The sequence below is a fragment of the Gammaproteobacteria bacterium (ex Lamellibrachia satsuma) genome (assembly GCA_019623805.1).
Taxonomy (GTDB): domain Bacteria; phylum Pseudomonadota; class Gammaproteobacteria; order Chromatiales; family Chromatiaceae; genus QGON01.
In genome coordinates this window covers 1817695-1836390 of sequence record CP053680.1, presented here as the reverse complement: position 1 = coordinate 1836390, position 18696 = coordinate 1817695, and the positions used below count along the sequence as shown (strand labels likewise).

At 55.7% G+C, this 18696-nt stretch carries 21 protein-coding genes; 17 read left to right on the top strand and 4 right to left on the bottom strand.

Annotated features, from left to right (window positions below; all coding sequences use genetic code 11):
* The first annotated feature begins 18 nt into the window (after positions 1-18).
* The 7 genes from HPY30_07810 (at position 19) to HPY30_07780 (ending at position 7181) form a co-directional block, all read left to right on the top strand.
* Positions 19-876, top strand: a complete 858-nt coding sequence (locus HPY30_07810; protein ID QYZ65895.1) for a hypothetical protein — start codon at positions 19-21, stop codon at positions 874-876.
* Between the two features lie 142 nt (positions 877-1018).
* Positions 1019-2278 (top strand): UDP-N-acetylglucosamine 1-carboxyvinyltransferase, encoded by a 1260-nt coding sequence (gene murA / locus HPY30_07805; GenBank protein QYZ65894.1) that lies wholly within the window; start codon positions 1019-1021, stop codon positions 2276-2278.
* Between the two features lie 28 nt (positions 2279-2306).
* Positions 2307-2957, top strand: a complete 651-nt coding sequence (locus HPY30_07800) for an ATP phosphoribosyltransferase (protein ID QYZ67957.1) — start codon at positions 2307-2309, stop codon at positions 2955-2957.
* A 149-nt stretch (positions 2958-3106) separates the two neighbouring features.
* The gene (gene hisD, locus HPY30_07795; GenBank protein ID QYZ67956.1) at positions 3107-4408 is read left to right on the top strand and encodes a histidinol dehydrogenase; all 1302 of its coding nucleotides are present in this window, start codon (positions 3107-3109) and stop codon (positions 4406-4408) included.
* Positions 4408-4629 (top strand): hypothetical protein, encoded by a 222-nt coding sequence (locus HPY30_07790; GenBank protein ID QYZ65893.1) that lies wholly within the window; start codon positions 4408-4410, stop codon positions 4627-4629. The genes hisD and HPY30_07790 overlap by 1 nt, the downstream gene beginning before the upstream one ends.
* A gap of 54 nt (positions 4630-4683) precedes the next feature.
* The gene (locus HPY30_07785) at positions 4684-5766 is read left to right on the top strand and encodes a histidinol-phosphate transaminase (GenBank protein ID QYZ65892.1); all 1083 of its coding nucleotides are present in this window, start codon (positions 4684-4686) and stop codon (positions 5764-5766) included.
* Positions 5767-5906: 140 nt separating this feature from the next.
* A complete protein-coding gene (locus tag HPY30_07780) occupies positions 5907-7181 on the top strand; it encodes a transporter (protein ID QYZ65891.1) in 1275 nt (424 codons plus the stop codon).
* Positions 7182-7291: 110 nt separating this feature from the next.
* Here HPY30_07780 and HPY30_07775 read toward each other — a convergent pair whose 3' ends face one another.
* On the bottom strand, positions 7292-8455 hold the full coding sequence (locus HPY30_07775) for a trypsin-like serine protease (GenBank protein QYZ65890.1): 1164 nt from the start codon (positions 8453-8455) through the stop codon (positions 7292-7294).
* Between the two features lie 45 nt (positions 8456-8500).
* Here HPY30_07775 and HPY30_07770 point away from each other — a divergent pair, with 45 nt between their 5' ends.
* From HPY30_07770 to HPY30_07745, 6 genes are all read left to right on the top strand, one after another.
* The gene (locus HPY30_07770; GenBank protein QYZ67955.1) at positions 8501-9259 is read left to right on the top strand and encodes a Nif3-like dinuclear metal center hexameric protein; all 759 of its coding nucleotides are present in this window, start codon (positions 8501-8503) and stop codon (positions 9257-9259) included.
* Positions 9260-9453: 194 nt separating this feature from the next.
* The gene (gene petA / locus HPY30_07765; protein ID QYZ65889.1) at positions 9454-10047 is read left to right on the top strand and encodes a ubiquinol-cytochrome c reductase iron-sulfur subunit; all 594 of its coding nucleotides are present in this window, start codon (positions 9454-9456) and stop codon (positions 10045-10047) included.
* Positions 10047-11288, top strand: a complete 1242-nt coding sequence (locus HPY30_07760) for a cytochrome b (GenBank protein QYZ65888.1) — start codon at positions 10047-10049, stop codon at positions 11286-11288. Before petA ends, HPY30_07760 begins: the two co-directional genes overlap by 1 nt.
* The gene (locus HPY30_07755; GenBank protein ID QYZ65887.1) at positions 11285-12025 is read left to right on the top strand and encodes a cytochrome c1; all 741 of its coding nucleotides are present in this window, start codon (positions 11285-11287) and stop codon (positions 12023-12025) included. Before HPY30_07760 ends, HPY30_07755 begins: the two co-directional genes overlap by 4 nt.
* Positions 12026-12165: 140 nt before the next feature.
* Positions 12166-12789, top strand: coding sequence for a stringent starvation protein A (locus HPY30_07750; GenBank protein QYZ65886.1), 624 nt, complete (start codon positions 12166-12168; stop codon positions 12787-12789).
* A 21-nt stretch (positions 12790-12810) separates the two neighbouring features.
* A complete protein-coding gene (locus HPY30_07745; GenBank protein QYZ65885.1) occupies positions 12811-13200 on the top strand; it encodes a ClpXP protease specificity-enhancing factor in 390 nt (129 codons plus the stop codon).
* A gap of 45 nt (positions 13201-13245) precedes the next feature.
* Here HPY30_07745 and HPY30_07740 read toward each other — a convergent pair whose 3' ends face one another.
* The gene (locus HPY30_07740) at positions 13246-13566 is read right to left on the bottom strand and encodes a DUF3301 domain-containing protein (protein ID QYZ65884.1); all 321 of its coding nucleotides are present in this window, start codon (positions 13564-13566) and stop codon (positions 13246-13248) included.
* Positions 13567-13583: 17 nt separating this feature from the next.
* Here HPY30_07740 and HPY30_07735 point away from each other — a divergent pair, with 17 nt between their 5' ends.
* On the top strand, positions 13584-14087 hold the full coding sequence (locus HPY30_07735) for an O-acetyl-ADP-ribose deacetylase (protein ID QYZ65883.1): 504 nt from the start codon (positions 13584-13586) through the stop codon (positions 14085-14087).
* A 16-nt stretch (positions 14088-14103) separates the two neighbouring features.
* Positions 14104-14334: an RND transporter gene (locus HPY30_07730; protein QYZ67954.1), complete on the top strand. Its 231-nt coding sequence runs from the start codon at positions 14104-14106 to the stop codon at positions 14332-14334.
* 233 nt (positions 14335-14567) lie between these two features.
* Here the strand turns inward: HPY30_07730 and ppk2 are convergent, their stop codons facing one another.
* Complete coding sequence (ppk2, locus tag HPY30_07725; GenBank protein QYZ65882.1) at positions 14568-15479, bottom strand: polyphosphate kinase 2; 912 nt, start codon at positions 15477-15479, stop codon at positions 14568-14570.
* Positions 15480-15575: 96 nt separating this feature from the next.
* The gene (locus tag HPY30_07720) at positions 15576-17279 is read right to left on the bottom strand and encodes a chloride channel protein (GenBank protein ID QYZ67953.1); all 1704 of its coding nucleotides are present in this window, start codon (positions 17277-17279) and stop codon (positions 15576-15578) included.
* 171 nt (positions 17280-17450) lie between these two features.
* On the opposite strand from HPY30_07720, the gene HPY30_07715 reads away from it, so the two are divergent.
* The gene (locus HPY30_07715; protein QYZ67952.1) at positions 17451-18155 is read left to right on the top strand and encodes a class I SAM-dependent methyltransferase; all 705 of its coding nucleotides are present in this window, start codon (positions 17451-17453) and stop codon (positions 18153-18155) included.
* A gap of 266 nt (positions 18156-18421) precedes the next feature.
* The gene (locus tag HPY30_07710; GenBank protein ID QYZ65881.1) at positions 18422-18688 is read left to right on the top strand and encodes a ferrous iron transport protein A; all 267 of its coding nucleotides are present in this window, start codon (positions 18422-18424) and stop codon (positions 18686-18688) included.
* Positions 18689-18696 lie beyond the last annotated feature (8 nt).

Here is an 18696-nt window from a genome sequence, read left to right as displayed (position 1 = left end):
ATAGGGATGGGAAATTGAATGTGGGAGATCGTCGAACAGATCGACATCATATTAGGCCTGATCGCAGTGGCCCTGAGCCTGATATTTTGGTCCAGAAAAAAATCTGCCGACTGGCGGAACAAGAAGAACCGTGGCTATGTGGAGACAGATACCAGAAAAGGTCAGATAGGGCTTTCCGTGCCGGACTGTTTTAATGACAGATACAGATCAAGGATGGCTGTGAATGAAAGCGACATGGATAGGGTTCTGAAGTTAAGACTTGCCTCTTTCAACGGTAAGGTGATTGTGTCAGACGATGCCTATTGGGCTTGCCAGCGTCTTAATGCCTATGCCATGAAAATCGTTTTCGATTTCACCGGGACACCAATAGGGTATTGGGGTTTGGTGCCGGTGACAGAGAAGACCTACCGCAGCTTTCTCGACAATCAGATCACCCATGAAGAGATTCTGACCCGGGACGCGCTGAGCTGGAAATCAATTGATCGGGACAATGTCTATCTCTATATCATCGGTGTTGCGGTTCCGCCGAAGGGTGAAAAGCGGCATGATGAGGACCATCGAAATTCCAGTAAGGTGTTGGGTGACCTCGCGGAATTTGTTCTTTTTCTCCTGACCCGGCTGAATGTGAAGGGGATATTTGTCTACCCCAGTACGCTGGATGGACTCAGTACGCTGAAACACTTCAAGTCACTCAGCACAGGGGTAAATATTGGTGGCAATGAAAAACAGCCTCTGCATTTTGTTGAACAACAACATATCGATCTGTTAAGAAGAGAGCTTGAAAGCCTCCTGCCGAAGATCAAAAGCCTGCCCGTCTGGGATGAAGAGGATAAAAACAGTTTTCTGCAGCTGCTTGGGTCGACTCAGTCGGGATGATGGAAGCGACATTGTCCGGAGACTTTCAGGATGGAGAGGGAACTGATTTCTGAACTGAAATGCCCCGATCTCCCGTTTTGCTGTGAATTTCGTTATCATGCACGGTTTTTCCGCATAATCGAAAAATCCGGTAACCGAGTCGATGGATAAACTGATCATCAATGGTGGAGGTCCCCTGGACGGAGAAGTCCGTATCGCAGGGGCCAAGAACGCGGCGCTGCCTATTCTGGCGGCGACGCTGCTGGCCGATGGGCCGATGAGCGTCGGCAATGTACCGCATCTGCATGATATCACCACCACAATGGAGCTGCTGGGCGGCATGGGCATCACCCTGGTGGTGGATGAGAAGATGAGTATCGAGGTCGATACGAGCACCATCAAGGAGTTCTATGCGCCTTATGAGCTGGTAAAGACCATGCGCGCATCGATCCTTGTGCTGGGTCCCATGCTCAGTCGCTTTGGCCAGGCCGATGTCTCTCTGCCGGGAGGCTGCGCCATCGGGTCCCGTCCGGTAAATCTGCATATCGACGGCCTGCGAGCCATGGGTGCCGACATCGATGTCGAAGGGGGCTATATCCGTGCTCGGGCGAAACGCCTGCATGGCGCGCGTATCGTTATGGACATGGTTTCCGTAACCGGTACGGAGAACCTGATGATGGCGGCGGCGCTGGCCGACGGCACCTCGTTGATCGAGAATGCCGCGCGGGAACCGGAAGTGGTGGATCTGGCGGACTGCCTGAACAAGATGGGCGCCAAGGTGAGTGGTGCCGGCACCTCCACCATCACCATTGAGGGCGTGGAGAAGCTTATTGGCACCCACTACGATGTGCTACCGGATCGTATTGAAACCGGTACCTACCTGGTGGCGGCAGCGATGACCGGTGGACGGGTAAAGGTGCGGGACACCTGCCCCGATTTGTTGGATGCAGTGACTCAGAAATTGCGTGAAGCAGGCGCCAGCATCGAGGTTGGCAAGGACTGGATGACGCTGGATATGCAAGGCCGACGGCCCAAGGCGGTGGATGTGCATACCGCCCCCTATCCTGCGTTCCCCACCGATATGCAGGCCCAGTTCACAGCGCTGAATTCTGTGGCAGAAGGGGTGGGGACCGTCACCGAGACCGTTTTCGAGAATCGTTTCATGCACGTGCAGGAGCTGCAGCGCATGGGCGCCCGGATTCGCCTTGAAGGCAATACGGCCATCTGCACCGGGGTGGAACGCCTGACCGGTGCACCGGTGATGGCTACCGATCTGCGCGCTTCCGCCAGTCTGGTGCTGGCAGCGCTGGTGGCGGATGGCGAGACGCTGGTGGATCGCATCTACCATATTGATCGCGGTTACCAGAATATTGAAGAGAAACTCTCCGGGTTGGGTGGAAAGATTCGACGCATTCCTAGCTGACAGCGTCAGGCGAAAAACGATGAAAAACATGAAATTTGACGTACCTGTCACTATCGCGCTCTCCAAGGGACGTATCTTCAAACAGAGCCTGCCCTTGTTGGCGTATGCCGGTATTGAGCCGCTGGACGACCCTGAGACCAGCCGCAAACTGATCCTGGACACCAATCACGAAAAGGTGAAACTGGTGATTATCCGCGCCACCGACGTGCCGACCTATGTCCAGTACGGTGCGGCTGACTTGGGTGTGGCCGGCAAGGATGTCCTGCTGGAGCATGGTGGTGAGGGGCTATATGAACCCCTCGATCTGAAGATCGCCCGCTGCCGCATGATGACTGCCGGTTTCAAGGACGCAGTGGCCGACAGGCCGGGACGCCTGCGAGTCGCCACCAAATATGTGAAGAGTGCCCAGCGCTACTACGCCTCTCTGGGGCAGCAGGTGGAGATCATCAAACTCTATGGCTCCATGGAGCTTGCGCCCATCGTCGGGTTGGCGGACCTGATCGTCGACCTGGTTGAGAGCGGCAATACATTGAAGGCCAATGGCCTGGTGCCGCTGGAACATATCGCCGATATCAGTTCCCGCTTGATTATCAACAAGGCTGCCTGGAAGATGAAACACGCCACGATGACGTCGTTGAAAGAGGCGATGGCTGAGGTGGTGGAGCAGAATCAGGGGTGATTCCAATCTCCTGTATCAGGACGTAGGTCCGATCAAGCGCAACGGATCGGGCGTATCTGAAAGATATGTCGTACTGCGTTGCCGGTTCCGCTACGCTTGAACCGGCCTACTTCTTTAGTGATCCGAATAAATATGTGGGGATCAAATCCATGACCGACATTCGCATACTGAACACCGCCGATGAGGGTTTCCAGTCGCAGCTGGATGCGCTGCTGGCCTGGGAGTCGGTATCCGACAAGGCTGTGAACGACACCGTTAATAATATTATCGACGAGATTCGTGGGCGGGGTGATGCGGCGCTAGTCGATTTTACCAATCGCTTCGACCGCTGGCAGGCTGAGCGCGCGGTAGACCTGGAGATCCCGCTGGAACGGCTTGAACAGGCCTGGCAACGGATCCCGCAGTCGCAGCAGCAGGCGCTGAATGTTGCCGCAGGCCGGGTGCGCGCCTACGCCGAACATCAGAAGATGGAGTCTTGGTCCTATACCGAGGCGGACGGCACACTGTTGGGTCAGCAGGTGACTTCGCTGGATCGGGTCGGGCTCTATGTGCCCGGTGGCAAGGCGGCTTATCCCTCCTCGGTGCTGATGAACGCCATCCCCGCCAAGGTGGCCGGTGTGCCGGAGTTGATCATGGTGGTGCCGACGCCGGGTGGCGAGCTGAATGAGCTGGTGTTGGCGGCGGCCCACGTCTCCGGTGTGGACAGGGTCTTCGCCGTCGGCGGCGCCCAGGCAGTGGCTGCCCTGGCCTTCGGTACGGAGTCAGTGCCGCCGGTGGACAAGATTGTCGGCCCAGGCAACATCTATGTCGCTACCGCCAAACGGGCGGTATTCGGCCAGGTCGGCATCGATATGGTGGCCGGGCCTTCTGAAATTCTGGTGGTCTGCGACGGCAAGACCGATCCTGACTGGATCGCCATGGATCTCTTCTCCCAGGCGGAACACGATGAGGATGCACAGTCGATCCTGGTCTGCCCGGATGCCGACTATATCGCCCAAGTGGCGGCGAGTATCGACAAGCTTTTGCCCACCATGGAGCGCCGGGAGATCATCGCCACCGCACTGCGGGTGCGTGGTGCGCTGATCCAGACCCGTGATATGGATGAGGCAGTGGAGGTGGCGAATTTCATCGCACCTGAACATCTTGAGTTGTCGGTGGAGGATCCGGAAGCGATGGCAAAGCGGATACGCCATGCCGGGGCAATCTTCATGGGGCGCTATACTGCCGAGGCGATGGGTGACTACTGCGCCGGTCCCAACCATGTGCTTCCCACTTCCCGCACGGCGCGCTTCTCTTCTCCTTTGGGAGTGTATGACTTTCAGAAGCGCTCCAGCCTGATTTTTGCCTCGGCTGCAGGGGCGGATACCATGGCGGAGACCGCCTCGGTGCTGGCCCGTGGAGAAGGTCTCACGGCCCATGCGCGCTCCGCAGAGTATCGCGGGAAAACCTGATGCTATCGGTGCTCACTCGTTCGGTGATTACCTGTCCACAGTGCGGGCATCGTGCCGAAGAGGAGATGCCGACTGACGCCTGTCAGTGGTACTACGAATGTACTGGTTGCGGTGAACTGCTGCGGCCAAAGCCGGGGGATTGCTGTGTCTTCTGCTCCTATGGCAGCGTGCCCTGTCCGCCGGTTCAGCAAGAGGGCGGTTGCTGTGGAGCCGGATCCTAGAGGACCTGGGCCGGAGAAAATCCACTACTGCTGAACATCTCGACAGGGTAAGCGATGAGCGATAACGAAAAACTGAACCAGTGGGTGCGCCCCGAGATCCGTGCTCTCTCCGCCTATCATGTGCCGGACCCTGGTGACATGATCAAGCTCGATGCCATGGAGAATCCCTACACCTGGCCGGATGAGTTGCGCCGTGAATGGCTCGACTTGCTGGCGGCGGTGGATGTAAATCGATACCCCGACCCTCAGGCCACCGACCTGAAGGCGCGGTTGCGGGTCTCGATGTCGGTTCCCGAGGGCGCGGAGATCATCCTCGGCAACGGTTCCGATGAGCTGATCCAGATGCTGGCGATGAGTGTTGCGGCCCCCGGCCGGACAGTGTTGTCGGTGGATCCCGGTTTTGTCATGTACCGCATGATCGCCGCCTTCTGTGGTATGCGTTATGCGGGGGTGCCACTCAACGGGGATGACTTCAGCCTTGGTCTGGAAACCCTGCTGGCGGCTATCGAAAAAGAGCAGCCGGCGCTGATCTTTCTTGCCTATCCGAACAATCCTACAGGCAACCTGTTTGACAAAGACGCCATCCAGGATGTTATCGAGGCGGCCCCCGGTCTGGTGGTGATCGACGAAGCCTACGCACCTTTTACCGATGAGAGTTTCATGGATCGCTTGGGCGAGTTCGACAATCTTCTGGTAATGCGTACTGTCTCCAAGATGGGGTTGGCGGGTCTGCGGTTGGGACTGTTGGCGGGTCCGGCAGACTGGTTAGGAGAGGTGGAAAAGACTCGTCTGCCCTACAATATCAATGTGCTGACCCAGGTTAGTGCTGACTTTGCCTTGGCCCACCAGCCGGTGTTCGATGCGCAGACCTATGCCGTCCGTGAGGCGCGTGGGCAGCTGTTTGCCGAACTCGAAAGAGTGGTGGATGTGACCCCCTATCCATCCGACGCCAACTTCATCCTGCTACGCGTTCCGCAGGGCAGAGCGCTCTCCTTGTTTGAGGATCTGAAGGGGAAAGGCGTGTTGGTTAAGAATCTGCATGGTGCCCACCCCTTGTTGGAGGATTGCCTGCGCGTCACTGTAGGTACGCCAATGGAAAATTCGACTTTCATCTCTGCGCTTTCCGATTTACTTTGATTCACATCATTTGAGTCTTCATTGGTTCGGCGTAGTTTCCCTTGGTCGTCTAAGGGAAATTACTCCAGTCCGGATTGGACCGGCTCTATCGTCGGCAAAAAACAATAACTCCTGAAGTCCGTAGTTTGGAGGAGCCTCAAATGAAAAAATATGTCCTATCGCTTGCTCTATTGGTAAGTGTTTCTCTCTCAGTACCTGTCGAAGCGACCAACGGTTACTGGACCCACGGTTATGGGCCAAAATCAAAATCGATGGCCGGTGCCTGCGTCGCAATGGCCTTTGGTGCCATGTGCGCGGCAAGCAATCCGGCCTCCCTGGCGGTAGTCGGTAACCGCATCGAAGTTGGTGCCTCACTGTTTGCCCCCAAACGGGGTTATACCGCTGACGACAATCTCCCGCCGGGAATGGCCCCCATTGAGCCGGGCAAGGTTGAAAGTGAAAATGATCTCTTTCTTATTCCCCATTTCGCGGCCAATTATATGTTGGATGAAGTCAGCTCCATCGGTATTGCCATCGGTGGCAATGGCGGAATGAATACCGAGTATGACAGAGCGGTGTTTGCGCGTTTCAACCCGACGGGTGATCCCCAGTTTGATGCATCGAGTCCGACCGGCATCGATCTGAAGCAGATGTTTATCGGCATCACCTATTCACGCTTGCTGAATGAGCAACACTCCATCGGTATCACGCCTATTCTTTCAGTCCAGTCGTTTTCGGCTACCGGTCTGGAACCTTTTAAGCTGATGTCTGAATCGCCTGATAGCGTTACCGGTAATGGCACCGATGTCTCTTACGGCGGCGGGTTGCGAGTGGGCTGGCTGTGGCAATTCGACGAACAGCTGAAGATTGGCGCCTCCTACCAGACCAAGCTGTGGATGAGCGATTTCGACAAATACGAAGGTCTGTTTGCAGAACAGGGCAACTTTGATATTCCCGCTAATTTTGATCTGGGATTCTCCTATATATTTTTACCGGACTGGACCTTCTCCTTCGATTTTCAGCGCATCCTCTTCTCTGACGTCAACGCGATCGGCAACTCCTCGGTTGGTCCGGTTCCGCCGCTGATGGGGTCAGATGAGGGCTACGGATTCGGCTGGGATGACATGAACGTCTACAAATTTGGCCTGCAATGGCTCTACAGCCAGGATCTGACGCTCCGGGCCGGGTTCAGCCAGGCATCCAAGCCATTCGAGAACCAACAGGCGCTCTTCAACATCCTGGCGCCCGCCGTGGTTCGACAGCACTACACCGCTGGTTTTGGCTGGCGGCTGGAGAACGAGAGCGAGATCAATGTTGCCTTCATGTACGTGCCGGAAGAGAGTGTGGGCGGTACGAACCCGATGACCGGCCCCCAAACCGGTGAGATATGGATGAGTCAGTGGGAGATAGAGGTGGGTTGGGCTACCAGTTTCTAATGTCCATGGATGGTTTGGGCAATGTGGCTTTTTTCTCGGCTATGTATAAGTTAGCTGTTGCGGAGTCCTCCCTATAGCTTCGAGAAAACAGATATTGGGTGTTATCTCAATCAGCGTGTGGAGGGTGGGCGTTCCTGGGATATCACGTCGACCGTAAATTCAGCATTGCCTCTCCATCCGCTGACCTTCAATACCGATCCCGGTGGCTCGTTGGCGATAAGCTGCATCAGCTCATGAGAGTTGTGGGGCCTTACCCCGTTGACCTCGGTGATAACGTCGCCGGGACGCATATCGGCCAGGCTTCCAGGGCCATCCTCGAGTACGCCTGTGACCAGAATGCCTTCAACGGCATGCAGGCCAAACGCCTCGGCAAGCTTTTCGGTCACATCCTGTCCCTGTATGCCCAGCCAGCCACGCACCACCTGACCACTTGCGATCAGCTGGCGCATGATCCCTTCTGCCAAGTCGAAGGGGATGGCGAAACCTATGCCCTGAGAGCCGCCGCTCTTGGAGAAGATTGCAGTATTGACGCCGATCAGCTCGCCGCGGGCGTTGATCAAGGCGCCGCCTGAGTTGCCGGGGTTGATGGCCGCGTCTGTCTGGATAAAATTTTCGAAGGTATTGATGCCAAGATGGGTGCGACCGGTGGCGCTGACGATTCCCATGGTGACCGTCTGGCCGACGCCGAAGGGGTTGCCGATGGCGAGTACCACGTCACCCACCCGTTGTGTATCGGAGTTGCCGATGGGTATAGCCGGCAAGTTTGGCTCATCGTCTATCTTCAATACCGCCACATCCGACTCTTCATCGCTGCCGATCAGGCTGACGTTGACGCTGTGGCCATTGGCGAGCACGACTTTTATCTCATCGGCGCCGTCGATAACGTGATGGTTGGTCAGCAGATAGCCGTCCTTTGTTATGATGACGCCGGAGCCCAGGCTGGTATCGCGCCGCTGCCGGATCTTCTCCGGGAGAGAGTCGCCAAACAGGTGTTGCAGTATCGGATCCCTAAATCGCAATGTCTGGCGTTCAGTGGTAATCGTGGCCGTAAAGATATTGACCACGGAGGGTGCGGCAATGGAGACTGCGTCCGCATATGAGAAAGGACCCGGCTGCCTGGTTATCTGTTCTCCTGCGTCTGGTCTGTTGAGTTCCGGCTCTGGCAGCTTGTCATTGTACAACAGCCCGGGTACCAGGAAGAGAATGACGATAGCGGCTGCAATGCCGACAGTTACCGAGGTGAGCAGAAATGAGAGGAGTTTTCCGATTTGCATAGTGAGGGTAACCTAACATGCCACCAGTTCCACTGTCAGGACAGAATAATCATGATCAACATCCACTCGCTCGAAACCTACTGCAATGACTGCCTGAATGCCGACGGCTTCGATGACTACTGTCCCAATGGTTTGCAGGTGGAGGCAGTTTCGGAGGTGGAACGTTTGATGGTGGGTGTTACGGCAAGTCAGGCCCTGATCGATGCAGCTGTCGATTGGGGGGCTGATGCGTTGTTGGTGCATCATGGTTTTTTCTGGAAAGGAGAGGCTGCATCGATCAGGGGCATGAAGGGACGTCGAATCAGCGCCCTGATCAAGGGCGGGGTCAACCTGCTGGTTTATCACCTGCCGTTGGATGCGCATCCAGAATGGGGAAACAATCGACAGTTGGCGGAGCGGTTGGCCTTTCCAAGCCCAAGGGTGACTGAAGCGGGGAATGGCCTGCTATGGCGTTGCGACCTGAAGGCTCCTCTACATGCGGTAGAGTTACAGCGGCGTTTGCAGGAGGTACTGGGCCGGGCTCCGTTGCATATCGACTCAGGTGGTGGTGCAATTCAAAGCGTAGGTTGGTGTACCGGAGGCGCCCAGGGTTTCATCGAAGAGGCGGCAGATCTTAATCTCGATGCCTATATCTCAGGTGAAATATCGGAAGCCACAGTGCATGTTGCCAGAGAGCGGGGCATACACTATTTTGCTGCTGGACATCATGCCACAGAGCGTTATGGCGTACAGGCATTGGCTGAGCACCTGGCGGAAAGATTCTCACTGGATTGTCGTTTTGTCGATATCGATAATCCTGCTTAGAGACGGTTACTTTTGATCTAATGGGATAATGAGGAGAAAAACCCCTGCCAGTCTTGACCTGTTGATGAGCTTGGGGGAGAATGCGCGGTCAATTTAGGGGTTTTTAAGTATATTCTAATGTCCTGAACGGCTAGGGTCGTTGCACATGGATAGAATGTGTCGATCTGTCCAGAAAATCGGGGAGTCTGAAAGATATGAGCGCAGATGGCGTTGATTTGAAAAGGCGGCGTACTTTAACGCTAGCCACCAGTGCGGTCGGTGCGGTTGGCGCCGGATTCGTTGTGTACCCTTTCCTGGCGGCTTGGGCCCCCAGTGAAAAAGCCAAGGCAGCAGGTGCGCCGGTCGAGGCCGACATCGGCAAGCTGGAACCGGGGCAGATGATGCGCGTCAAATGGCGCGGCAAGCCGGTCTGGATCGTGCATCGCACGGAGCAGAATCTCAAGGATCTGTCCGCGCTGGATAGCATTCTCGCGGATCCCGCTTCAGACGTGCCCCAGCAGCCGACCTACTGCAAGAATCCCACCCGGGCCATCAAGGAGAAATACCTGGTGGCGGTTGGAATCTGCACCCACCTGGGTTGCTCTCCGACCTACCGTCCGGAGGTCGCTCCCGCCGACTTGGGCGCCGACTGGAAGGGCGGTTTTTTCTGCCCCTGTCACGGTTCCCGATTCGATCTTGCCGGTCGCGTCTACGCAGGCGTGCCGGCACCGACGAATCTGGAGATTCCCCCCTACCAATATCTTTCCGATACCAGGATACTGATTGGTACTGATGGAGGTGCTTCCTGATGAGCATGATGCAGAACTTCGTCGGCTGGATCGACGATCGCTTTCCGATGACCAAGGTGTGGAACGAGCACCTGGCACAATACTACGCCCCGAAGAACTTCAACTTCTGGTACTTCATGGGTTCACTGGCGATGCTGGTGCTGGTGCTGCAGATCTTCACCGGTGTCTGGCTGGCGATGAGCTACAAACCCGATGCAGAGATGGCCTTCGGTTCGGTCGAGTACATCATGCGCGACGTGGACTGGGGCTGGCTGATTCGCTACATGCACTCTACCGGCGCATCGGCATTCTTTATCGTTATCTACCTGCACATGTTCCGCGGGTTGATGTACGGTTCTCACCGGAAGCCGCGTGAGTTATTGTGGATCATCGGTGTAATCATCTATCTGGCGATGATGGCCACAGCCTTCATGGGTTATCTGCTTCCCTGGGGACAGATGTCCTACTGGGGGGCGCAGGTTATCGTCAATCTGTTTTCGGCAGTGCCGGTGATCGGGCCTGATCTGGGTGTCTGGATCCGTGGTGACTACGTCATCTCGGACGCCACCCTGAACCGCTTCTTTGCCTTGCACTTCCTGCTGCCGTTCATATTGGCCGCCCTGGTCTTCGTGCATATCGTTGCCCTGCATAAGGTGGGTTCCAACAATCCTGATGGTATCGAGATCAAAAAGGGACCCAAAGGCAACAGGTGGAGCGATACCGCGCCAGCTGATGGCATTCCCTTTCACCCCTATTACAGTGTGAAGGATATTGCCGGCATTGCGGGCTTCCTCTTTCTGTTCGCGGCAGTTGTCTTCTTCGCGCCGGAGATGGGGGGCTACTTCATCGAGCACCCCAACTTTGAGCCGGCCAATCCGCTGAAGACGCCTGACCACATTGCGCCGGTCTGGTATTTCACTCCCTTCTACGCGATTCTGCGCGCGGTGCCCTCCATTGCGGGCTCCGCCTTTCCAGGTGTTGTTGCCATGTTTGCCTCGATCCTGATCATGTTCTTCCTGCCTTGGCTGGACAAGAGCCCGGTCAAGTCGATCCGCTACAAGGGAACCCTCTACAAGGTGATTCTTGGGCTGTTCGTGGTCGATTTCATCGTCCTGGGTTACCTGGGTGTGCAGCCGACCACTGATCTGTACAAGCTGATGGCGCAGATCGGCACGTTCTACTACTTCGCGTTCTTCCTGTTGATGCCGATCTACAGCAAGATGGACAAGACCAAGCCTGTTCCTGAGAGGGTGACCGAATGAAAAAGCTGATTTCTGCATTTTTGTTGGCCCTGGTGCCTGCGCTGGGAATGGCCGCCGGTGGTGGAGCCCACCTGGACCACGCCGACGTCGACATGTCCGATCAGGCTTCGCTGCAGCGGGGTGCCAAGGTCTTCATGAACTACTGCCTGAGCTGTCACTCGGCCAAGTACCAGCGCTTCAACCGGATGGCGAAAGACCTGGGTCTGACCGAGCAGGAGGTGAAGGATAACCTGATGTTCACCACCGACAAGATCGGTGACACCATGAACATCGCAATGTCTGCCGATCAGGGCGGTGACTGGTTCGGTACCGTGCCGCCCGATCTGAGTGTGATCTCCCGGGCTCGTGGCGTGGACTGGCTCTACACCTACTTTCGCAGCTTCTATATTGATGAGTCACGCCCCTTCGGCGTAAACAACATTGTCTTTCCTGACGTCGGCATGCCTCATGTATTGTGGGAGCTGCAAGGCCCTCAGAAGGCCGTGTTCAAGACTGAGAAGGATGCTGCCGGCAATGATGTCCATGTGTTCGACCACTTCGAACAGATTACTCCGGGAACGATGAGTCCAGAAGAGTACGATGGCACTGCCCGTGACCTGACGGCTTTTCTGAGCTATGTCGGTGAGCCGATTCAGATGGAGCGCCAACGTTTGGGTAAGTGGGTACTGCTCTTTATTGCGGTATTCTTCGTGATCGCTTACATGCTCAAGAAAGAGTACTGGAAAGACGTCCATTGATACGGCGATAGCCAATATCTGAAACACAGGGCGCACAGTTGATGTATACTGTGCGCCTTTTTTCGTTCGTTATTTTTTTGTTTCCGGTTGATTCAAGTCCTGACGGGGCGGCTTCACCGGTCAAGTTTGGAGAGGTATCAATGGCGGCGGTTGCTAACAAGCGTTCAGTAATGACCCTCTATTCGGACCCGCAGAATCCCTACTGCCACAGAGTAAGGATGGTGTTGGCCGAGAAGAACATCACGTTCGAGGTAAACGACATCGATCCACTCAATATGCCTGAAGCTTTGATGGAGCTTAATCCCTATGGCACATTGCCAACCCTGGTGGACCGGGACCTAAAGCTTTATGAGTCGCGTATTATCATGGAGTATCTGGACGAGCGTTTTCCACATCCGCCCTTGCTGCCGGTGGATCCGGTCTCCAGGTCGACCTCGCGACTGCTGATGTATCGGGTCGATAACGATTGGTACAGTCAGTTGGATATCATCATGGCAGGCAAGAAGGATGCAGCAAAGGCGCGTAAGGAGTTGCGGGAGAGCCTGATTTCGACCGCGCCGGTGTTTGGCGCCAAGCCGTTCTTTATGAGCGATGACTTTACCCTGGTCGACTGCTCTATTGCCCCATTGCTTTGGCGTCTGCCGGTGTTGGGAATTGAGATTCCCCCATCCGCCAAGGGCCTGCACGAGTATGCAGCAAGATTGTTCGAGCGTGAGTCCTTCGTCCAGTGTCTCTCTGAAGCAGAGCGGGAGATGCGCGGTTAACATCGTTCAGCATTACTGCCAATGACTTCGAATAAGCCCTATATGATCCGGGCTCTCTACGATTGGCTGGTGGATAATGGAGAGACGCCCTATCTATTGGTCAATGCCGATTCTCCGCAGGTGATAGTTCCTCAGGATTTTGTGGATGAGGGGCGCATCGTGCTGAATCTGAGTCCGTCCGCAGTGGTTGGGCTTGAACTGGGAAATGAGTGGATCAGTTTCAGCGCCCGTTTCAACGGTAGCCCGGAGGATGTCCATGTGCCGCCGGCGGCAGTGCTGGGGATTTACGGCAAGGAGAGCAACCAGGGTATGTTGTTTCCCAGCGATATGGAAACTGCTGCCGAACACCCTGATGACGAGCCTGATCCGCCGGGTCCGGGTAGCCGGCCGGCTCTCAGAGTGGTGAAATAACCTAAGCAGCCTCTATTTCTAATCTGGATGACGAGCCTGTCCTGGCTAGTGCAACTCGCCACTCTCCTCGGTCTCGATATGCAGTAGCTCAAGCTGGTTGCCCAGCATTATGATGTAACCTGTCTGTCTGCCGCTCCCCTCCTGGCTGTAGTCGAACTCATAGAGTCGGCGGAATTTCAAACCTGCGCGTATCCATCTCACTCCGATTCGGCGTCGGGCGACGGTTTGATCGAGAAATTGCACACCTTGAGCATCGCAGGCGGCACGGCTGATGCGGGTGGCTTTCTCTCTGACCTTGAGACTGTCACGCCAGAACCAGATCAGCAGCATGACAACCAGTAGCAAATTGAGTGTGGACGTCGACATACCTGGGGATTATTACGATGGGCCAGATAGAGATTGTACAGGGAGATATCACCCGACTTGAAGTGGATGCCGTGGTCAATGCGGCAAACTCAACCCTGATGGGCGGTGGGGGTGTGGATGGTGCAATTCACAGGGCGGCTGGCCCCGATCTGCTTGCCGCATGTCGGCCTCTCGGCGGTTGTCCGGCAGGTGAGGCGCGTATTACGCCCGGGTTTCAATTGCCTGTAAAGTGGGTGGTCCACACAGTTGGGCCGGTCTGGCAGGGTGGCGAGAGGGGAGAGTCAGCGCTGCTGGCATCCTGCTACCGTAAATCATTTTCTGTGGCAAAGGCACATGGTGTTGCCTCGATTGCTTTTCCTGCGATCAGTACGGGTGTCTATGGCTACCCCAAGCAGCAGGCTGCCGAGATTGCCCTTGCAGCCATGAGAGAGTGGGTGGATGATTTTGAAAAGATCATCGTCTGTTGTTTCAGTGAGGCAGATGCAGATCGATACCGTGAGCTTTGCCGAGAATGTATTTAAAAGAGAGCCGTTTATGATGTCCTGGTTAGATAAGATACCACTCGAGATGATCGTATTGCCTGCGGTCTTGCTGGCGCTGGCCCCCTTCTATCCTGAACCCCATTTATGGGAAAAGCTCAAGATGCTGGTTGATGGCACGCTCTCCCGTCCCATCGATATCTTCGATCTGCTGATGCATGGTACGCCGTTACTGATTGTGGTGCTGAAGCTGATTCGAAGGACGCGGGGATCGGATGCGGCCGGTTGAGACGGCTTGAAACTTTTTAAGGTGGCCATAGTAAGCGGGTTCAAGCGTAGCGGAACCGGCACCAAATGCCCGATCCGCTGCGCTTGATCGGGCCTACAAACGACAGGCTTCGTAAGGAAGATGTGAGTTGCCATCACTGGCGAGGCATGGGCGGCTCTTTTCAACCCCCGGTCCGGACCTCCTGTCCGGCCGTTCGCCACGCTGCGTTTGTCCACTGGACAAACGGTCGTGGCTCACCCCACGAACTTTCCGCTCTGGAGGCGCTGGGCTTCCATCAGTTCCAGTTCACGGGAGCCGGAGATGACGACGTCGTGGCTCGGTACGAAGTCGAGCGTTGGATCCAGCCGCTCGTAAGGCACGGCGTTCAGGATCACTTTCATGGCATTGAGCCTGGCCTGGTGTTTGTTGATGGAGCGAATAATGGTCCAGGGTGAGTGGGTTGTATTGGTGCGTTTTAACATCTCATATTTTTGGTTTGTGAACTCGTCCCATCGATCCTGGGCCTGGACGTCGATCTCGGATAGTTTCCACTGCCGCAGAGAGTCGGTCTTGCGGCGTTCGAAACGGCGAGCTTGCTCTTCTTTGGTAACGGAAAAGTAGAGTTTCACCAGAATTGTGCCCTGACGCACCAAATCCTTCTCAAAACCGGTTACGCCGATCATAAAATTTTCGTACTCGTCAGGTGTACAGAACCCGAAGATGGGTTCAACGATGGCGCGGTTGTACCAGCTGCGGTCGAAGAGTACGACCTCACCTCCACGGGGGCATTGGGTTACATATTTCTGGAAAAACCACTGGGTCTTCTGTTCATCAGTCGGTTTTCCGAGGGCGACGATACGGTAGTGTTTCTCGTTCATGTAGCGGGCAACACGACGAATGGTGCCGCCCTTGCCAGCGGCGTCTCTTCCCTCGAACAGAATGACAAAACGCGTGCCGGTGGACTCAAGATACTGCTGCATCTTGATCAGTTCTGCCTGATAGGGCTTTAGCTGCTCTTCCCGGTTAAAGCGGCGGATGGCCTTCTTATTTCTCTTCTTTAAATTCGTGTTTTCTGATACTAGACGATCATGCTCCTGCAGTAGTTCATCCAGGCGGATAGACTGGTCATTGTAGATGATGTTTTCAGGATTCTGGCCGTCGCTCATGATCGTTGTCCTATAGTCGTCGTGTCCAAACAAGACGACTATAATATGCCTTTTCGCAGCGGCTTGCCGTACTATCGGCATCGTAGATGACCAGGGTCAAAAACGGTAGGCCGAGTCAATCTGTTCCCGGGTCAGGATACCCAAAATACGATATGCGCCACGATGTTTTTGCCGCTCCACGAAGAGTGCTTCCGCGCCGCTCTCCTGAAGTTTTTCGAGGGCTTCCTGCAGACTGGCCTGCATCGTCACGCCGGCAAGTTGATAACGCCGGGCAGGAATAGAGAGCAGGTCGATATTCTGCTCCCCGGACTCCTCCAGATACCGCGCAAGATCGAGGCCCCGCATCAGGATGGCGGGTTCATCCTCTTTGTTGATAACCAACCACTCAGTCGCCAGCTTTATAATATGGTTGGCGGAGTTGTGATCCATCTCCCTCTCACAGCGCAGGAAGTTGTTATTCATCACGCTGGCAACGCCGACACGCCGCAGTGACTGCATCACCGGGTCGGTACGATAATCGAGGCCGCTCGATTTGAGAATGGTGATAAAGAGGGACTGTTTGCGGAAGAGTTCGCTGCTGGTGAGACTGGCGACGACGATTACCAGCATACCGGGCATCACTATCTGCGGGCTGAAGGTAAGTTCGACGATGGCGGTCAGGGCGGCAAGCGGCGCCTGCAGACTGGCGCCCATCATGGCGCCCATGCCGATCAGTGCGTAGAGACCCGGGTCTGAAACCTCCCCATCGATCAGGAGCCCGGAGAGCGGTGCAAAAAAACCGCCGATGGCTGCGCCGATGAAGAGCGCCGGTCCGATCATGCCGCCAGGTATGCCCAGGCCGATACTTGCAGAGGTGGCGAGCACCTTGGCAAAAACCAGGACCAACAGCAGTTCAATAGCAAGCTCTCCAAGCAGGATATCGTTGACTGTGTCGTAGCCAATGCCCAGTACTTGGGGAACTATGACCCCCAAAAGACCGACGATAATGCCCCCCAGCAGGGTGCGTTGCCAGAATGCCAGGGGCTTGCTGTAGGTGGATGTAATCTGGATAAGCTGGTTGAAGCCAGCTGCTGCGGCACCTACAACGAGTCCGAGCAGCAGCAGAATCGGCAGCTCCTGCATCGATCCCAAGGTCAGCACCGACATATCGAAAGCGCGTTCGTCACCAAGAATGTAGATGGAGATGCTGTTGGCACTGACGGCCGCGAGGATGATGGGCATGAAGCTGGCCAGGGTGTATTCCATCATTATCACCTCCAGGGCGAAGATCACCCCGGCAAGTGGGGTGTCGAAAGAGGCGGCGATACCTGCGGCCGTGCCGCAGCCGACCAGCGTGCGGATGGTGTTGTTGGGGAGTGAGAGTTGCTGACCGAGCAGTGAGCCGCTGGCTGCGCCAAGAAAAACGTGGGGCCCCTCCCGGCCGACTGAATGCCCGCTGATGATGGCGATCGCCGCACCGACAAACTGCAGGATGAATTCGCGTAGTGTGAGGTAGCCCTGGTGGTAGGCGAGTCGTTCCATTACCCGGGCAATGCCGAGAACATAAAGACCCTGAGACCAATTGTGAAAAATGAATCCCAACAAAAGACTGCCGAAAACCGGTAACAGGAAACGCAATAATGGCGGCAGCGCCTCGTAATTTTCCGGCAGACCAGCAGGCAGCAGTCCGGCCTGGCTGCCTTCCACCGCCAATCTGAAGGCCACGATTACGCCGCCTGCCAGAAGGCCGGTGATCAGACCCAGGCCCGAGAGCTGTAACAGCGCATCCGGTCTGGAGAGGTGAATGCGAATGCGGTGCATCCAGTTTGCCAGTTGTTCGGACAGCAAGTTTTTGAGATCCCAGGCTTGAGACGGAGAGGGGGCGCGAACCGCTCTGCTCCATCTGTAGTAAAATGATACGTCCGCGAAATGAAATCGCATTTAATCAGACCTAAACCTTAACGGAGCCCGTGACTCTTGTCAGCCGAAACCATGCAACTTCACAAGCCGAATGCCTATGAAACCACTACAGAACAGGCGCTGATGGAGCGGCTCCTGCCTTTGGATAACGCCCGTATCCTGGAATTGGGATGCGGTGCTGCCTGGACTACCCGGCAGCTGGCGGCGCGCTATCCGGCATCCCGCTTTGTCGCCACGGAGGTCGATCGGGTGCAGCATGAGAAAAACCTGCAGTTGAACTTGCGAAACGTGGATTTTCGTATGGAAGGGGCGCAGGCGATCAGTGAAGCGGAAAACAGCATAGATATTGTGTGGATGCTGAAGTCGCTGCATCACGTACCTGCCGAGCTGATGCCGGCCGCGATGCGGGAGATCCACCGGGTATTGAAGCCAGGGGGGCTGGCCTACTTTTCTGAGCCGGTCTATACCGGCCCGTTCAATGCCTTGATGTCGCTCATCCACGATGAGAAAAATGTGCGTCAGATGGCCTTCAGCGCCATCGAGACCGAGGTGTCATCCGGTGCATTCGAGTTGCGGCAGGAACTCTTCTTCGAAGTGCCCGGCACCTATACCTGGGATGAGTTCGAATCGCGCTTTCTCAAAGTGACTCATACCAAGCTGGATATCGATGAGGCACGACATGAGCAGATCCGCAGTGCGTTCATGGCCCACATGAGCGCGGATGAGGCGCATTTTCTGAAGCCCCATCGGGTTGATCTGTTGATTAAGCCTATATAGTGCGCTACCAATGCGATAATTGCAGATGCGGCCAGGAGGTAGGGTGTGCTGTGCGCACCATGATTAGCGTACATACTATGATTCCGGCTTGTTTTGGTGCGCATGGCGCACCCTGCAAATCTTCAATATAGCCTGTGGTGAGTGGCAAGTTGATTGTTGTCATATCAGTTTTTGGTTAAATTATGTAATTCTTTCCTCTTGTTAGACAGGGATAAATCTGTTTAAATGAGAATCATAATTATTTAGGTGTTTTCATAGTGTCTGCGATGAGTCTGAGATCTGAATTTGTCACCGAAACCGTATCACTGGCTACCCTGCCGGTAGGCGCGCATGCCCGCATCCTTGAGGTGAAGGGAGGGCGTCAGATGACGCGGCGTCTGCTTAGCCTCGGCCTGCGTGTCGGCTCGGAGGTGGATGTGCTTCAGCACCGGGGCCGCGGGGTCGTGGTGGCAAATGGCGGCGTGCGCGTGGCCCTTGGGGGCGGCGTGGCCGAGAAGCTGCTGATGTCACCTCTGGACAACGGCACGACGTAGACACATAG

What these genes read in the sequence shown, in the direction of transcription:
- petA (QYZ65889.1), top strand. Translation starts at nt 9,454, where the DNA reads ATGAGCGCAGATGGCGTTGATTTGAAAAGGCGGCGTACTTTAACGCTA.
- HPY30_07755 (QYZ65887.1), top strand. Translation starts at nt 11,285, where the DNA reads ATGAAAAAGCTGATTTCTGCATTTTTGTTGGCCCTGGTGCCTGCGCTG.
- hisD (QYZ67956.1), top strand. Translation starts at nt 3,107, where the DNA reads ATGACCGACATTCGCATACTGAACACCGCCGATGAGGGTTTCCAGTCG.
- HPY30_07750 (QYZ65886.1), top strand. Translation starts at nt 12,166, where the DNA reads ATGGCGGCGGTTGCTAACAAGCGTTCAGTAATGACCCTCTATTCGGAC.
- HPY30_07710 (QYZ65881.1), top strand. Translation starts at nt 18,422, where the DNA reads ATGAGTCTGAGATCTGAATTTGTCACCGAAACCGTATCACTGGCTACC.
- HPY30_07775 (QYZ65890.1), bottom strand. Translation starts at nt 8,455, where the DNA reads ATGCAAATCGGAAAACTCCTCTCATTTCTGCTCACCTCGGTAACTGTC.
- HPY30_07810 (QYZ65895.1), top strand. Translation starts at nt 19, where the DNA reads ATGTGGGAGATCGTCGAACAGATCGACATCATATTAGGCCTGATCGCA.
- HPY30_07735 (QYZ65883.1), top strand. Translation starts at nt 13,584, where the DNA reads ATGGGCCAGATAGAGATTGTACAGGGAGATATCACCCGACTTGAAGTG.
- HPY30_07730 (QYZ67954.1), top strand. Translation starts at nt 14,104, where the DNA reads ATGTCCTGGTTAGATAAGATACCACTCGAGATGATCGTATTGCCTGCG.
- HPY30_07715 (QYZ67952.1), top strand. Translation starts at nt 17,451, where the DNA reads ATGCAACTTCACAAGCCGAATGCCTATGAAACCACTACAGAACAGGCG.
- HPY30_07785 (QYZ65892.1), top strand. Translation starts at nt 4,684, where the DNA reads ATGAGCGATAACGAAAAACTGAACCAGTGGGTGCGCCCCGAGATCCGT.
- HPY30_07720 (QYZ67953.1), bottom strand. Translation starts at nt 17,279, where the DNA reads ATGCACCGCATTCGCATTCACCTCTCCAGACCGGATGCGCTGTTACAG.
- ppk2 (QYZ65882.1), bottom strand. Translation starts at nt 15,479, where the DNA reads ATGAGCGACGGCCAGAATCCTGAAAACATCATCTACAATGACCAGTCT.
- HPY30_07780 (QYZ65891.1), top strand. Translation starts at nt 5,907, where the DNA reads ATGAAAAAATATGTCCTATCGCTTGCTCTATTGGTAAGTGTTTCTCTC.
- HPY30_07790 (QYZ65893.1), top strand. Translation starts at nt 4,408, where the DNA reads ATGCTATCGGTGCTCACTCGTTCGGTGATTACCTGTCCACAGTGCGGG.
- HPY30_07760 (QYZ65888.1), top strand. Translation starts at nt 10,047, where the DNA reads ATGAGCATGATGCAGAACTTCGTCGGCTGGATCGACGATCGCTTTCCG.
- HPY30_07745 (QYZ65885.1), top strand. Translation starts at nt 12,811, where the DNA reads ATGACTTCGAATAAGCCCTATATGATCCGGGCTCTCTACGATTGGCTG.
- HPY30_07740 (QYZ65884.1), bottom strand. Translation starts at nt 13,566, where the DNA reads ATGTCGACGTCCACACTCAATTTGCTACTGGTTGTCATGCTGCTGATC.
- HPY30_07800 (QYZ67957.1), top strand. Translation starts at nt 2,307, where the DNA reads ATGAAATTTGACGTACCTGTCACTATCGCGCTCTCCAAGGGACGTATC.
- murA (QYZ65894.1), top strand. Translation starts at nt 1,019, where the DNA reads ATGGATAAACTGATCATCAATGGTGGAGGTCCCCTGGACGGAGAAGTC.